12 protein-coding genes are annotated in these 15,411 nt (G+C 35.6%); 5 read left to right on the top strand and 7 right to left on the bottom strand.

Going from position 1 to position 15,411, the window contains the following annotated elements:
• Both KIM67_RS07325 and KIM67_RS07320 read left to right on the top strand, forming a co-directional pair.
• Positions 1–867 (top strand): fibronectin type III domain-containing protein (locus tag KIM67_RS07325; RefSeq protein WP_213830690.1); only part of this gene is annotated, 867 nt, incomplete at its 5' end.
• Between the two features lie 48 nt (positions 868–915).
• Entirely contained in the window at positions 916–2,274 is a 1,359-nt protein-coding gene (locus tag KIM67_RS07320; RefSeq protein ID WP_213830689.1) for a tyrosinase family protein, read from the top strand.
• A gap of 99 nt (positions 2,275–2,373) precedes the next feature.
• Here the strand turns inward: KIM67_RS07320 and KIM67_RS07315 are convergent, their stop codons facing one another.
• Positions 2,374–2,739, bottom strand: coding sequence for a heavy-metal-associated domain-containing protein (locus KIM67_RS07315; protein WP_213830688.1), 366 nt, complete (start codon positions 2,737–2,739; stop codon positions 2,374–2,376).
• A 3-nt stretch (positions 2,740–2,742) separates the two neighbouring features.
• Positions 2,743–4,944 carry a TonB-dependent receptor gene (locus KIM67_RS07310; protein WP_213830687.1) on the bottom strand — a complete coding sequence of 734 codons (2,202 nt, stop codon included), beginning with the start codon at positions 4,942–4,944 and terminating at the stop codon, positions 2,743–2,745.
• A 659-nt stretch (positions 4,945–5,603) separates the two neighbouring features.
• Here KIM67_RS07310 and KIM67_RS07305 point away from each other — a divergent pair.
• Both KIM67_RS07305 and KIM67_RS07300 read left to right on the top strand, forming a co-directional pair.
• The gene (locus KIM67_RS07305; RefSeq protein ID WP_213830686.1) at positions 5,604–5,774 is read left to right on the top strand and encodes a hypothetical protein; all 171 of its coding nucleotides are present in this window, start codon (positions 5,604–5,606) and stop codon (positions 5,772–5,774) included.
• Positions 5,775–5,860: 86 nt separating this feature from the next.
• Positions 5,861–7,282, top strand: coding sequence for a CoF synthetase (locus KIM67_RS07300; protein WP_213830685.1), 1,422 nt, complete (start codon positions 5,861–5,863; stop codon positions 7,280–7,282).
• A 7-nt stretch (positions 7,283–7,289) separates the two neighbouring features.
• Here KIM67_RS07300 and KIM67_RS07295 read toward each other — a convergent pair whose 3' ends face one another.
• The 4 genes from KIM67_RS07295 to KIM67_RS07280 form a co-directional block, all read right to left on the bottom strand.
• The gene (locus KIM67_RS07295; RefSeq protein WP_213830696.1) at positions 7,290–7,895 is read right to left on the bottom strand and encodes a sugar transferase; all 606 of its coding nucleotides are present in this window, start codon (positions 7,893–7,895) and stop codon (positions 7,290–7,292) included.
• A 72-nt stretch (positions 7,896–7,967) separates the two neighbouring features.
• Positions 7,968–9,560: an FAD/NAD(P)-binding protein gene (locus tag KIM67_RS07290; protein WP_213830684.1), complete on the bottom strand. Its 1,593-nt coding sequence runs from the start codon at positions 9,558–9,560 to the stop codon at positions 7,968–7,970.
• Positions 9,561–9,564: 4 nt separating this feature from the next.
• Entirely contained in the window at positions 9,565–10,212 is a 648-nt protein-coding gene (locus KIM67_RS07285) for a NeuD/PglB/VioB family sugar acetyltransferase (RefSeq protein ID WP_213830683.1), read from the bottom strand.
• A 408-nt stretch (positions 10,213–10,620) separates the two neighbouring features.
• A complete protein-coding gene (locus KIM67_RS07280) occupies positions 10,621–11,796 on the bottom strand; it encodes a glycosyltransferase family 4 protein (RefSeq protein WP_213830682.1) in 1,176 nt (391 codons plus the stop codon).
• A 259-nt stretch (positions 11,797–12,055) separates the two neighbouring features.
• Between KIM67_RS07280 and KIM67_RS07275 the strand changes: the two genes are divergently transcribed.
• Positions 12,056–13,966, top strand: coding sequence for a right-handed parallel beta-helix repeat-containing protein (locus KIM67_RS07275; protein WP_213830681.1), 1,911 nt, complete (start codon positions 12,056–12,058; stop codon positions 13,964–13,966).
• A gap of 57 nt (positions 13,967–14,023) precedes the next feature.
• On the opposite strand, the gene KIM67_RS07270 is transcribed toward KIM67_RS07275, so the two are convergent.
• On the bottom strand, positions 14,024–15,370 hold the full coding sequence (locus KIM67_RS07270) for a phenylacetate--CoA ligase family protein (protein WP_213830680.1): 1,347 nt from the start codon (positions 15,368–15,370) through the stop codon (positions 14,024–14,026).
• Positions 15,371–15,411: the final 41 nt, after the last annotated feature.

The raw sequence follows: 15,411 nt of genomic DNA, 5'->3' as shown, positions 1-15,411 counted from the left end.
GGAGGTGCGACCACGCTCAACGTGACCGGTCTTTCGCCAAGTACGGCATACGCCTTCACGGTCTTCGCCCGTGATGCGGTGGGAAACACTTCGGCAGTGAGCAATGCGGAAAATGTGAACACCCTAGCTGCTTCGGACACACAGGCACCCAATGCGGTGACCGACCTTACGTCCTCCAACACCACTTCCACGGCAACGGACCTTTCATGGAGCGATCCAGGGGACAATGTGGGTGTTACGGATTATGAGGTTTTCCAAGATGGCATCAGTATCGGCAGTACGGGAGGAGCGACCGCTCTGAACGTTACGGGCCTTGCGCCCAGTACCGGATATGCCTTCACGGTGTTTGCGCGTGATGCTATCGGAAACACTTCGGTTGTGAGCAATACTGAGAACATAAATACTCTTTCTGGTGGAGGTGTGGTAGATTATACTTCTGAGAACTCCAACCTTGCAACTATAGATTGGCAAGCAAGGGATTTATTTGCCAGTCAAAATATAGGTATTGGAACCACCAATACTCAAGGATTCAGATTGGCGGTTGCTGGAGGTATGATTGCAGAAGGGGTAAAAGTGGACTTACAGGTTGATTGGCCTGACTTTGTTTTTGAAAGTGGTTATGAGCTTCCAAGTCTTAGGAGTGTTGAGCAACATATTATAAAAAATGGATACCTAATTGATATGCCCAGTGCGGAAGAAGTTGAAGAAGAGGGAATAGATTTAGGTAAAATGGATGCGAAATTGCTTCAGAAAATTGAAGAACTTACGCTCTATACAATAGATCAAGAAAAGAAAATCGAAAGATTAGAGGAGCAGAACAAGAGATTAATGATTCTTTTCGAGAGAATCATGCAACAAGAAAAGTGAATTAAAAGCAACCAATAAAGTTTTATTCCCAGTAGATAATCTATACTTATGAAGAAATACTACTTAGTTATATTTTTGTTTAGTGTTTTTAGTGTGATTAGGTCACAGAGCATCAGGAAAGATTTCCAAGAGATGACCGATTATGAAAAATCTGAGTTGGTAAATGCCTTTTATGAACTTAGGGAAGGGCCGGACCTTTTTAATGATTTGGCCGATTTTCATATGGACTTTTTTAATTTTGACAATACAGCTGACCCCACTCGACTCGACTTACATTTTAATCTGCCTGATGAAGCCGAACGTGATATATTTCTTGCTTGGCACCGAAGGCAAATGTTTGAAATGGAACAGGCTGTTCAGGATATTAACCCTAAGATTAGCCTTGCCTTCTGGGATTCATCCGTCGATCAATCCACTACTGGTCCTCTATGGGATGAAAGCTTTTTGGGGAGTTTCAACAGTAATTGGACGTTAAGAAGAAATCTGGGCGGAAATGGTCCATTGCCAACGCCAACCGATGTTTCTAACCTAATGAATTTTACTGATTTTCTTTTGTTTTCAAACGAATTGGAACGAAGACCAGTTCATAGGGGAGCACATGTTTGGGTAGGCGGAGCAATGCCTACGGCAGTTTCCCCCAGAGATCCTGTTTTCTACTTTCATCATTCTTTTGTGGATAAAGTTTGGCAGGATTGGGAAGAAATACATCAATCCTCATCATTTATTATGACCGATATGTTGCGCTATGACGGCACATATGTTTTTGATGGGCAGACTTTACCTGTTGTAAACCCTAATGACATTACAGATTCTAGAACGCTGGGAGTTTTTTATGGAGAAAATGGGTTGGCCCAGCTGGACAATTATATTGTTAGTAACACTTACAGGGCAGAAGAGGTCTTTTATTATCAATTTGTTATTGAAGCTGGAAACAATTTTATCGTCCCCTCTGGTACTAATTGCTCTATGGAATCGGTAACCGAGATAAACTTTACCCCTGGTTTTGAGGTAGTCCCAGGGGCTACATTCAATGCATCCATAGATGTTACCAATGGGCTTAGCAGTAAATCTGGACTATTGGCTTCAAACAGAAAAAAGCCTTATGATTTTATTGCTGATTTAAAACCAATCGTTTGGGAAGAAAGCGAGGGCGAAGGAAAGCCAGTACTGCTTACAGCTACCCCAAATCCATTCGTGGACAAGATCACTATCAGGTTAGATAAAAAAACAGACTGTGCCATTGAGGTGTTTAATATGATGGGTATGCTTATAAAACAGGAAACTTTTCAGAATACGGATAAGCTTGAAATAAATAAGCTTTATGGACTTTCCGCTGGTTTTTATGTCATAAGGGTAGTCGATGGTCAAGGAGATATATTACTTGCCAAGCGGGTAGTCAAGCTTTAATCAGTACTTTCTTAGTAACTGATTCTCAATAAGGAGTTGATATAACTAACTATTGGTTATGTATCAGTAGGTAACTAACCATAACGTTAATTAGATGTTCTAATGTTTGCCCCCGTGATCCATAAGTAAAGAATTTGGATCTCTATACTTACAGCAGGGAGGCAGTTTATCATACACCTCGGCTTTTGCCGTAGCCTTGTCCGTGTCATGGCCTACATTGGCTATAGCCCGCTTTACATCCAAGGGAGTGCATTTATTTTCGTTTATGATTAATGTAAGTTTCTTTGAAGGAATGTCCCAGGAGGCATATTTTACTCCTTTTAATTTAATTGCGGTTTCTTCTATACGTTCTTTGCACATTCCGCAGTTGCCCTTTACCTCAAAATCTACCTTTTTGTTCTTTTTCTGTGCACTCAATTGTATTGAAAACGAAATCAGTAAAACAAATAGTAATGAATTTTTCATTTCTTAATCAGTATTAATTTTATAACGTAAGCCTAAATAATAAGTGGCCTCTAAAACAGGAGCAAATGACAATGTACTGTCAAAAAATGAGCCAAATGGGTCATCGCTTCCTAAAATTGGAATATTTTGAGTATAATTGGTTATGTTTTCCCCACCTAAATATACTTCGAATTGATTTGAAAACACTCTAGTAACCTGAAAATTTAAAATGCTGAAAGAAGGGGAGAAATCGCTAAATCTAAATTCAATTGGATTAAGTTCTGTACTTGGTATCCTTTGTTTTCCAAGCCAATTGAATGTAAAATCTATACGCCATTGGGCACCTTCACTTTTTTTTAGGGTCTCGTAATTTAAGTTTAGAAAAACCCTATGTTCTGGTTGTAGCGGTTTTTGTAGTCTTTCAGATAGATAATCTATCATTACATCATAGTTTTTGTAAGTTGCCCTTAAATCAAGATTTTGAACTATTTCATAATTGAAATCAAATTGGAAGCTATTTGCATAACTTTTGCCTATTAAATTGTAAAAGGAAATCTCTCTAGGATTTTCCCAATCAATAATAACCTGATTCTGGAAACTGGTTCTGTAAAAGTCCAAAGAGAGCTCCATAGTACGATTCCATACATATAATTTTTGCACAAAACCAGCACCAAAATTCCAAGCTACTTCAGGATTCAATCCATAAATAGAACCACCATTGTCGATTATGTTTATTTGTCTTGCCGAAGCAAAAAGTTGTTGATTTTCGGAAAAGATATTTGCAGCCCGCTTACCTTTTCCTACGGAACCTCTTAAACTAGCTTTGTCCCATAACGAATATCGCATGTGCAATCTTGGCGTAATAAAAGTTGAAAGTCTGTTACCATGGTCTAAACGTAATCCAGCCACGAGACTTAGTTTTTCCAAACTGTCATAAGTATATTCAAAAAAAGTGCCCAAGGAATTGTCGGTTCGTTGTAAGTCTCCACCATTTACATTCTCGTCAAAAACATCATAAGTAAAACTGACACCGGTTTTAAACTTATGCTGTGTACTACCTAAGATACTATTGAAGATAGCATTGGAATAAAAAGAGCGATGTAAGATATCATATTCATTCAATCCATAATATGAATCTTGCTTGTGGTCGCTATAAGCCGCTTGAAAGCCAATACTCTGATAAGGTAATTCGGGGAAAACATAACCAACTTTTCCCGAAACATCCAAGCGTTGCGTATTTACTTCACTTCCCCATGCATTACTTGTAAACCTATCTGTACTTGGATTGAACAGTACTTGTCCAGTTTGTTTTTCGTCATCCAAAAACTGTAAGTTAAGAAATCCGACCCAACCTTTTTCTGTATCAAGATATTGCCATCTATTCATAACATTAACTTGGTTGGCTAAGGGAGTATCTAAAAAAGAATCAGTATTTCTATCGATTTCTCCATTCCTTAAATTACCATGAAGATAAAGTCCAGTAGCCCATTTTTCAGATATTATATGGTTGTATCTTGTGTTAAATTCATATCTCTCAAAATTATTGGCATACAGATTAAGGAAAAATCTTTTATCAGTGAATGGTTTTACCAGCTCGGTGTTTATTTGGCCCGAAATACTTTCAAAACCATTGAGGACATTGCCAGCACCTTTGGTTATTTGAATACTTTCTATCCAAGAACCTGGAACAAAAGATAGCCCGTAAATTTGTGAGGCACCTCGTATAGAAGGCATATTTTCTTGGGTAAACAGGAGGTAAGGACTATTAAGGCCCAACATTTGGATTTGCTTGGCGCCAGTGATCGCATCTGAAATGTTAACATCAACGGAGGGGTTGGTTTCAAAACTTTCAGATAAGTTACAACATGCTGCTTTTAACATTTCCCTGCTATTTACAGTAACTACATTCTGGACATCGAAGAGGGACTTCTGGAGGGGGTTTACTTTTTTGCGTACTACTACTTCTTCTAATTCTGTATTATTTCTTAATCTAATAATACCCAAATTTGGTCGGTTGGCATATATAGTATCCGTTCGGTATCCTATATACTGAACAACTAGTTTTTTGAACTCTGTCTGATAAGGTATGGAAAACTGACCCTGTTCATTGGTAACTGTGCCAATGGTGCTCCCGAGCCAAAAAACATTGACATTGGAAAGTAAAATTTCTTTTTCTTGATTTTCAATACCCATTACAACTCCTTTTATTTGAAGTTGTGAATTCATGACAGTATTGTGAAAAAGAAAAAAAACTAATATGCTTATTCTTAAAAAAGCTAGAAAAATCGATTGGAAGTTGTCTAGTTTGGTTATTACCATCTATTAATGCTATAACTTTTTATAAAACATATTATTTTTCTAAATGAGATAGTATACCTATTAGTATTCTGTTATGTTGTCAACATCTGAAATTGAATTGCAAAGATAAGAAGTGACAGTTGGGTAGAATAGTTTTTGAGATTAAAAACCATTAAAATGTTTCTTTAGCAGAGTTTTTTGGCAGTTAGCGGGTTTTTGTTTTGATTCATGCTAAATTGACTAAGTTTAAAGTAAAATTGCAGAAATTCATAATATAAAATACGTATTCTTGATTTTGTTGTGGTGTTTTATTTTAAATAGGTCTGCAAATAACTTTCATGGTTATGATGCAGAAATTTTTTAAAAACTGTTAACAAAAACTAGGTTAAAATATGATTATGAAATATTTAAGTTATATATTCATTATTATTTTATCAACAGTTTGTACGTCGGGTAAAAACATTCACGATATTAACAATACTGAGATTCGAGTACTTAATAATAGTCAATATATTCTTAGGAATGTTTCGTTATTTTCAATGTCTTTTAACGACTTAAAACCGAAAGATATAAGTAAGTACAAAGTTTTGAGGTATAACAGTCTGGAGGATGACCCTTTGATATATGCAACTGTGGACAATCAAAATTTCGCCCTCTATCTAAAAATGCCTAGAGAAACAGTTAGAAGTACTTATACTGTGGATAGTATTGATATGAAGTATAAAGTCATCCATGTACAGCTTCAAGTTGATGATTGAAGTAGGTACGTTCATTTTACTATAAGAGTTTGACCGATTAAATCCCCTTCAAGGTCTTTTTAGAATGATTAATTGTTTGTTTTACAATGGGAATATTTGAATTTGCACGTAAGTATTTGTTTTGGACTGTTGATTTTCTTAATGGAGGGGGAATTAGAAAGCATTACATGGACATCAGGTTCGTTCATGAAAATTTTGCTTCTGAAAATGCACGACGACGAAAAAAGAAAAGCTTACAGAACTTACTCGACCATACAATTAAGACTGTACCATTTTACCAAGGATTGAAGCTTCCGGTTTCTCTTTCTGATTTCCCTATCATCGATAAAGCATTGGTGAGGGATAACTATGATTTATTTAGGAGTCAGGCTTTTATCAAAAAAAAGCAGCATGAGGTTGTAACAAGTGGGTCAACCGGAAATCCCTTCAAGGTATACCATGATCAAAATAAGCGAAATAGAAGTACAGCTGATACTATATTCTATGGAAAAAAAGCAGGTTTTGAAATCGGATCGCGATTGTACTACTTTAGGTTGTGGGACAAACAATATCGAAAAAGCACTATGCTTTCCTGGATTCAAAATGTGGTAATGCATTCTGTAGACGATTTCAACGAAGCGTATTTATCAAATGTAGTGGACCAGATGGAGAACGATTTGTCCGTTAAAGGAATATTGGGATATTCATCCGGACTACAATCAATTTGCAAACATTTGGATAATACCGGCAAAAAAATCAAAGATTGCAAAGTCAAGACAGTCATATCAATGGCGGAAAGCTTAAACGATTATACGAGAGACGCGATCAAACGGCATTTTAAGGTGACACCTGTATCAAGATATTCCAACAGTGAAAATGGAATCATTGCACAACAGAACCAGAATGAGGCAGACAATAGGGATTATATGATTAATTGGGCAAGTTATCACGTAGAGATTTTAGCAATGAATGAAGATATTCCCCTGCCGTTTGGTGAAACAGGAAGAATAGTGGTCACGGATTTGTTCAATAGCGCCATGCCATTGATTCGTTATGATACAGGGGATGTAGGCAGTTTAGGTTATGACGATGAAGACCCAGATAAACCTATGGTTTTTGCACAAATCGAAGGGAGAAAAATGGACATGTTCACAAATACTAAAGGAGAATATGTTTCACCCCATATAATACATCAAATCCTTCAATATGATCAAATTGATCAATTCCAATTTGTTCAAGAAGGAGCCTCGACGTATATTATCAAATTAAAATTACTGAATCGTTTTGACTATAATAATGAAGCAAAACTAATTGACCAGTATAAAGAATACTTTGGGAATGATGCCAAAATAAAGGTAGAGTACGTAAATGAAATACCATTGTTATTATCTGGTAAAAGAAAATTGGTTATAAATAATGCAATTGACAAATTGAACTCAAAGAGTGTTGCTCAAGCCCATGAACAGGAAGAAGAAAATATGAAAGAAGATTCAAAAGGTGAAAGGTGTGAAACAGAATACGGAAAATAATCAAGTGTTATGTATTTCCCATGAAAGGTTCCATATTCACATTACTGCTGCTATTGACACCTTCTTTTAAGAATACCTTCTTTACTGTTAACAATAAGATTTTCGTGTCCAATACAAAAGACAGGTTTTTAACATACCAAACGTCATATTCAAATTTTTGCCCCCAGGAAAGTGCGTTGCGACCATTTACCTGTGCCCACCCCGTAATCCCTGGTCTTACATTATGTCTTTGCCTTTGAAAATCGGAATACAGAGGTAGATATTGCACCAAGAGCGGTCTTGGACCAACTATGCTCATATGGCCAGCCAGTACATTTAGCAGTTGTGGAATCTCATCCAAAGAATACTTTCTTATAAAAAGTCCGATTTTGGTTACTCTATGTTCAAAAGATAGTAGTTTTCCTTGCTCGTCGGTCTTATCGTTCATGGTTTTGAATTTGACGATGCTGAATATCTTTCCGTTTTTCCCCGGTCTTTTCTGAAAGAAAAATGGTTTTCCATTATTAGTGACAATAAGCATAATAACAACGGTTATAAAAATAGGAGATAAAAAAATCAATCCTACAAGTGCTACCAGTAGATCCAATACTCTTTTGAAAAACTTACGATACATCATTTTTTTCGATACAATTTACAACCCTAGTTTTGCTAAACCCATTAATACAGTAAAGTGCAAATACTATTATCAGGGATTTTTATTTTTTAACATTGGCTTCAAAAAGTGATCACTTAGCTTTTTGGACAACAGATTGGACAACCATACTATCCTACCACAGTGTTCTACATGCCAAACGGCTTTGCCATCTATTAGATTACCAGCAAGTAAAGGTCCCAGTATATGAAAGTTGGGTACAGCTTCGAATTCATTATTCACATAAAAACCACGATAAGACTTATTGGGTGTACATAAACCTGAATTCATCAAGTTTTTATAAAGGGTCGATATGTTTTCGTTATCCAGCAACTCACTTCCAATACAATTAATGACAATATTTATACTATCATCGTGTAATTCTTCTTTTCTCGTATCTGTTTTTAAATATCTAAATTTAAAAGTACCATCTACCTGTTTTACCAAATCAATAAAACGCCCGGCAATATGCTCGAACCTTCCTTCTTTTTTTAAATTGGATACCGTATTTGAATAATGTTGGCCGGCACAGCGTTGCCTTCTACCAATTTCATTTCCAGCAAAGCAGGCAAAGTTTTCCAATTCATTATTGTCAAGCGAACCTAATAATTTGGCAAAGGCTTCAGAAATAGGCTTTACTGTAGTAGCTGCTCCCAAGTCCATATCTTCTGCTACATCGAGGTCGGCAAAGGCGGCTTTCACTATTTGTTCGGCAGTAAGATTTTTTGAGTTTTGAAGTGAAAATAAATTATAGGGACTAAACTTTTCCTTTTTTGCTTCATCAACTACGGAATCGGGTACCATACCAAGGGTAGACATAAAGTAAAATTTATCTATGCGCCCAGCACGCCCAGGATTGTCATTTATCTTATATAACATTTCCAAGGCACTGGCATTTGCCCCTATTATTAAAACATTGGTTCTGAGCGTTTTTCTTTTGGACAAGAAAGTGTCAATTTCATCCAATGTACTGTTGATTCCTTTGGCATATGGATTGCTAAAAAGACCCAGCTCCTTACTTTCATCAGACTTGCTGAAATCGGTCGCCCAGATTTTCCTTGGTGGGGGAGAGCCTATTGCTAAGATTACCTTTTTACAACGAACCCGTTTTTCATCAGAAATGACCTGATAACTATCTTCATTTTCGACCACATTTACAACAGACATTGAAATATGGTCTACTTTTATAATTTTCATTGACTCACCTTTTTCAATCTGAGCAAGCACTTTTCCTTTTATATATTCACCAAAAAATCGCCTTGGAATGAACAGTCGCTTCCATTGATTATTATCAATTTCTTCTTTATGGTTTTTCAGCCATTCTTTGGATAATGTACCACCATCTTTTTTGAACTCTTCAAGCAACCATGATTTGTTTTTTGACAACCAGGCTATGAATATTTCAAGTTCGGGCTGCGGTAAAAAATCTTCCAAAGAGGTAATAAGTAAAGAGGAGAACCCAGACCTTAAGCCATAGGGTAATCCCATGTAAAAATCTTTGGACTTTTCAATTACGGCTATTTTGATAGGTTTATCGATTTTTACATCTTCCAATTTTTCGATAAATCGGAGTAGGGTGAATGCTGTCGATATTCCAGAGCCAATAAAGCCCATATCGTAAACATTTTCTTTCTTGATAGAATCCATTATTTTACGTTTTATCTTTTGTTTTGATGATTCTTCCTGGATTACCTACAACGGTTGCAAAGTCAGGAACATCCCTTATTACAACTGCACCGGCGCCCAGCAAACAGTCCCTTCCCACTCTTTTAATACCGGTCATTACTGTAACACCCATTCCAATATAGGCAAAATCTTCAACGACCAAACTAGCACCCACATTTACCCCAGATGATATGAATACTCCATCCCCTATATCAACATGGTGCGCTATGGTACTTCCTTGGTTCACCATAAGGTAATTCCCAATTTTCGTATGAGGCATAACAATATTTCCTGCTAGCATATAATTGGCTTCTCCTAAAGTTACATCTGGCGCGATAGATACTGTATGGTGTATAAAACTGGGAATGCCATAACCTTCTTTCTTTAATGTTGACAAATATTCTGAACGTACCTTATTATCTCCTATTGGACAATAAACGTTTTGAATTTTGTTTTTATAATTTTTATGAAGAAGATCTGCATATTTTCCTAAAATGGGTAAGCCTAGTACATTCTTACCTTCCAGTTCAGGATTGTCGTCTATGAAGCCGATTAAGTTTATACCTGCTTCTTTAATGTACGAAGCATATATTTGTCCTTGGGTCCCAGCCCCTATAATTACCGAACTTTCCATTCAATCAATAACTTTGTATACAATTTGTGAGTGCAATTTTTCAGTCAATAATTAAATTTAAAACAAATTGAGGGGATTTCTTACGGGACTACTTAAACTAACAGTTATAAAACTTTTAAGAAACTTCAAAACTGGTTTTAATATTATTCATAATCTTCAAACTCTTAATGCTTGTTTGTGGTATTGGTTGCTTTCTTTTCTTAAAAACTTACGGGCGCTCGAAAAGCAATAAAGTAAAATTAGCCCAAAAACCTAGAACAATGTTCTATTTGCGTTTAAAGTTGGTTTTTTTTGATGATCTGTTAAAATAAGTTTGGCATTAAGATTATTTCAGTGTCAATTGAAAACTATTGTTCATACAAAACATACCGTAGGTAACTTTTAGCTCTTGAACCAATCGCAGAAAAATTAAGCTTCAGAAGTATTTTTTGAAATTATTGTCATGTATTCTTCTTCGATTTTCTTCCAAATCATTTTCTGATCATATCTATTAGCTATCATCCCCCTTATTCTTTCCGAATCACAGCCACTTGTTTTTCCCTTTTCTAAAATATTTTTAATAACGGCAATCAGGGCGTGTACATTTTTTGGAGGAAAAATAGTCCCATTTTCACCCTCAATAATGATTTCATTACAACCATTTATGTTGGTGACGGCACTATATAATCCCATTGCGCCAGCTTGCATGACTACATTAGGGAAACCCTCCCTATAACTGGGGAATAACAGGGCATCGGCAATTGCAAAGTATGGTCTTACATCAGTTCTCCACCCCACGGCTATAATACTGGTATGATTAGCAATTAGGTCCTCGGATTCTTGTAGTATGGGATCCAGTTCTTTTTCATAATTACCTACCAGTAACAGTTTAGTATTGGGATAAGATTTATTGATTTCGGCAAAAGCAGCGACCAATTCATTTATTCCCTTGTCCGCAACAAAACGCCCCACATAAATAAAAACGAAATCCTCAGGCTTTATATTAATGCTCTGTTTTAGGTTTTCTTTTTCTTCAACAGTAAAAACAGCTGGGTCAAAATGGTTCATATCTATGCCATTAGAGCTTCCATTGGCTATCACTTTCAATTTTTTTGCTTTAGCGAAGTTGTGATTAAGGATGATTTCCTCTAAACCGAAAGAGTTTGGATAAATCATGGTTGCACAATTGTAGGTTATTTTTTCGACAAAATTTAATAACCATCTTTTGACACCTGTTGCCTCCACTAAAGGAAGCCCTGCTATTGTATGCAATCTGTGGGGAACACCGGCAATTTTTGCGGCAAGCATACCAACAGTGCCAGCTTTTGGAGTATGACTATGTACGATTAAAGGCTTTTCTTTTTTTAAAATTTGGTATAATCGAATTACTGCTTTGATGTCCTTGATTGGAGTGATTTTTCGGGTCATCTCAACAGGTATTACCCTTATATTTTCATCACTAGCTACCTTATCTAAACGTCCATCGTCGGAAGATGAGATTCCAACAATCTCAAAAGAGCGGGTCATATACTTCAGTTGACCTCTTAATAAGCCGCCTAAAGATCTAGGAACTGTAGTTATCCTAATTATTTTTTCTTTACTCATTAAATGAAAATGAAATGGGTTATTAGCGGAATGGTCTGGCAAATATATCTAATTTGTTTTATAAAAAAATAACTGGTGCAATCAAAAATGGGAAACCCCGTATATGTTAAAGTTATGTTATAGAACATCCAAAAAATTCGTTTAATCGTAATTGAAATGTGCATTTTATCGAAAAAAAAGCGCTTTTAAACGTTAATTTAAATTTTACCCGTTATTTCATAGTATGAAACTTCTTTTTTCTAACCCCAAACTATTAAACATGAAGTCATTTACCATTTTTCTTCCAGTTATAATATTTTTCTCTCTAACTTTTTTATCATGTTCGGATGAGGAAATTTTCAATGAATTTATTGCTGAGAATACTAAGGAAGAAGAAGTAGATGATACTGATTCAGAAGATGAAAGTCCTGCCACTGACCCAGAAATAAGTCCTCTTGGCAAGATAAGTGAGACGCCTTGTGATTTTACGCTTTCTAGCTTAGAAGCCAATTCGACCACATCAATTGATTGTTTAATGGATTTAAATGGTGAAACTGTTAATTTAGCTTCAAACGTATCTTTGGATTTTAATGGTGGAGAAATAGTCAACGGTACCCTTAACTTTAACGGCGGAGTTATTGATGGGAAGTTGTTGAATCACAACCTTAGTATTGATGGTACTGTTGAATTGAAGGAAGAGACATTTAGCTTTTACCCTGAAAGATGGGGCATTGTAGATGGGAAAACTACTGATCAGAAAGCGTTGTCCAATAAATTAAACTTAAGAAAAGCTATCGACTTGGTTCATGAACTTGGTGGAAAGATATTTGAAATAGGCGAAATCGATTTTTATGTTGACGTACAGATTTATTTGGCCAATCCTAAGTTTCAAGCGCAAGAGTCGATTTTACTTCCCAGTTCTGACTTTCACTTAAAAATGAGCGGTAATACGCACATTAGGGTTCAACCTAACGGTGCTCCTGCCTACAATTTAATGTCTGTGTTCGAAGGGAATAATATTAAAATTACTGGAGGCAATTTGTACGGTGATAGATGGGAACATGACTATTCTCCTGTAAATGATACTGAGGGAAGACCCAGAAATAGCCATGCATGGGGTCATATCATTAAGGTTCAGGGTGGCACAAATGTTTTAATAGAAAATGTTTATCTGGCCAATCCCATAGGCGATGGTTTTGGTGTACATGGCAGTTCAATAAGAAATGCAGATGGTACTCCTGGGGAATCTGTTATTTCGAAAAACGTAACCATGAGAAATTGCACGATAGAGGCTGCTAGGCGAAATGGTATGAGTATTTTGGACGGTGATGGAATTCTTATAGAGAACTGCCAAATTCTCGATACTGGTCTTGGACCTGTTGAGGATGGTAGTACTTTTGGAACAGGAGGTACCTCTCCTAGGTATGGAGTAAGTTTCGAAGCGTATAGAGAGCGTACGGAAAGTGGAGAGCTTTTGGAATATAATCGAATTGAAAATGTTACTTTAAGAGGGAATACTTTTAAAAACAATCATGCGGGAGACGTTGTTTTATTTACTTGCTCCAATATTACTATTGAAGAAAACTTTTTTGACAGTAGAATCGGTAATATAGCAGCCAATGATATTATTATTCGAAATAATACAATGAAGGCTAGAATCGATGAGGATGGTAAACCTTTTAACTATGCTTTGAATCTACAATCCAACATTAGTGAGTGGGACGGTGAATTCACTTATAATTATACAATTTCGGGTAACACAATCGAAGGTTACGGCAATGCAATGATTCTTGGTGGAAAAGATTTTAAGGTCTTTGACAATAAATTTATCAATAATAAAAATGCACTTGGATTTGAAAACATAGATGGGGGGGAGTTCTATGGAAATGAGTTTACTTCAGATGTTGACTTCAGTATAGCTTATTTTTCTCGAGGAGCCACTTTAACAAATGTTAGCGTTACGAATGAAACTATAAATGTAGATTATAGACCAATTAATTTAAGAAGCATTGAAGCACGTTCAAATGACCCCCTAACTTTTACAAACTGTGAGTTGATTTCTGTTGATCAAAAGGCTAACTTCATAGAAAACTCAAGCAATATATCAATTACAAATAATATTTTAAATACAGATATTACTGTAAACAATTCCACTAACATCAATATAAGTAACAATACAGATCCAGATTGATCGTATTAAAAAGTTGATTATATAAAAACCTGTAGAATTTTTCTATGGGTTTTTTATTTAAAAATCCCGTATTACGGCCTTAAATTTCCCATTGGCTCCTAATGGTATTTTGTCAAGAACTACAATTTCTACCTTGCTATTTTCCCCAAAAGACGATTTGACTTTTTCTTCTAAAAATTCTTTGTCGGATTCATTAAAGTCATCCGTAATTTCAATATTGATTACAAATAAATATTTACTTTTTTGAACTATCTGACCATTTTTAAGATGTTTGGCATACTTAAAAACCTTGTATGCAGACATTCCAATGTAGGAGTCGTTATTAGCTATCAACAAATCATCTTCACGTCCAACTATTTTTTCCACCATTGGCATTTGGCAACCACAATTACAAGATTTTGGAAACTTGGGAATTAAAACGGAATCCTTAATATCGTATCGTATAAGTGGAGTCTTCATATTACGGAAGCTTGTAACAACAAGTTTGGCAACACTACCAGGGAGAGCTGGATTATAGTTTTCGTCCAATAGTTCAAAAACACCTGAATCTAGATTAAGATGTAGGTTGCCATTTATACATTCAGTGATGAATGGACTTCCTTCGCTTGAAGCATATTGATTGTACACACGGCAATTGAATGCTTTTTCTATAGCGATTCTTTGCTCATCGTATAGTGTTTCTGAGGTAGTTGCTATCGCTATTGGTGAAAACTTTAAGTCTATTTTTTTTTGATTTATATAATTCGCCAATGTAAACATGGCAGAAGGATATCCGTCCAATAGTTTAGGCTTAAAGTTGTTTAGCTTTTCTATGTACTTAGGAATATTTTCATCGGTAAGATGATAAGTAGACATATAAAGTTGTTTCTCGAAGATATTATATAACCAAAATGGGGGTTTTTTCGTTTTGACAGGAATTACAATGTTACCAGAAAAACGGACAGTTTTAGGATGTATGCTATTGAATCCTATGACATGGTGAAAGCGTTTCCATAAAGCAAAACTTATATTAATGGACTCCTTGTCCATATAATTTTTAGTAGGAGAACCAGATGTACCACTTGTATAACCGACTGCTGCTGTTTGTCTTTCAGGATTTTTATTGATTATTGATTCTACCTCAGATTTTCTTACAGTTTTTTGAAGTATTGGAAGTTTTTTAAGTACTTCATATGGATTATTTTTAATGTCGTCCTCATTTATTTTAAGATGATGAAATATCTCTTTATACCATTCAGAAAAAGTAAAGCATTCTAATAATAAATCTATCAACTGTTTTTTTTGATACTCTTTGATTTCCTCTAAAGATAGTGTCCAAGTACACTTGAAATTTTTGAAGTATTTTTTGAAATCTTTATTGTATCTCCTATTGTAATTACTCAATGCTTTAGTATTGAGCATCATTTTTTTTATAACTAGCGGAGAATTTTCAAAGAGCTTATTTA

This window comes from Flagellimonas sp. 389 (assembly GCF_018449435.1).
In the GTDB taxonomy this organism is placed as follows: domain Bacteria; phylum Bacteroidota; class Bacteroidia; order Flavobacteriales; family Flavobacteriaceae; genus Flagellimonas.
Note: the sequence above shows the minus strand (reverse complement) of the source record. Positions and strands in the feature narration are given on the sequence as shown.